The sequence below is a fragment of the Streptomyces viridosporus genome (assembly GCF_002078235.1).
GTDB classification, from domain to species: Bacteria; Actinomycetota; Actinomycetes; order Streptomycetales; family Streptomycetaceae; genus Streptomyces; species Streptomyces viridosporus.
The window spans coordinates 1-703 of sequence record NZ_MSGP01000835.1; the positions used below are offsets into that span (position 1 = coordinate 1).

General features: G+C 76.5%; 2 pseudogenes. Both read left to right on the plus strand.

The window, feature by feature from the left end:
- Positions 1-398, plus strand: a pseudogene (locus B7L92_RS37995) (ATP-binding protein); the annotation flags it as partial.
- Positions 399-401: 3 nt separating this feature from the next.
- Positions 402-703 (plus strand): annotated as a pseudogene (locus B7L92_RS41725) (ATP-binding protein); the annotation flags it as partial.

Consider the following 703-nt stretch of genomic DNA (forward strand, 5'->3'; position numbering starts at 1 on the left):
TCGCCGCCCGGGACGCCTCGCCGGAGAGCGTCGAGCACCGGATCGGGCTCGCCGTACGGCGCTGGCGGCGGGAGCTCGAGGAGTACGCCGAGGAGGAGGTGCGCGAGCTGGACCGCGGCGTCGCCCCCGACGTCGAGACGGTCGCCGCGCTGGTCGCCACGGTGCTGCTGGGCGGCCGCCGGACACGCACCGCCGGGGAGGGGCTCGCCGAGCGGATCGGCGCGCACGGGGCGCTGCGGCTGCGCGACCGGGGCGGACGGCTGCTCATCGCGCACATGGACCGGATCCTGCACGCCGAACGGGAGCGCCGGCTCGCCCCGCTCGACGCGCTCGAGGTGCACGCGGAACCCCAGGCCGAACTCATCGCCGCGCTGTCCGTACTGCAGAAGGAGAGGTGACCGGTGACCGCCGTCACTGACCAGGACCACACCGAGCGCCCCGATCGCCGGGGGGACACCTCGTGCGACGACGACCGTCCGGAACGCGACGACCGTGAGCACGGTCACTCCGGGGAGGACGGTCGTGGGGCGGCCGGGCCGTCCGGGGAGGGCGGCCACGACACCGCCGACGGCCCGCTCCGTGAGGGCCGTACGGGTCCGGCGGGCCCCGTCCGTCGTACGGGGACCGACGCGAGCCCTTGGGACGACGGGCTGATCGCACGACGGGTGACCGGGAACGGGGGGGAGGCACCGTTCGCCGGGGC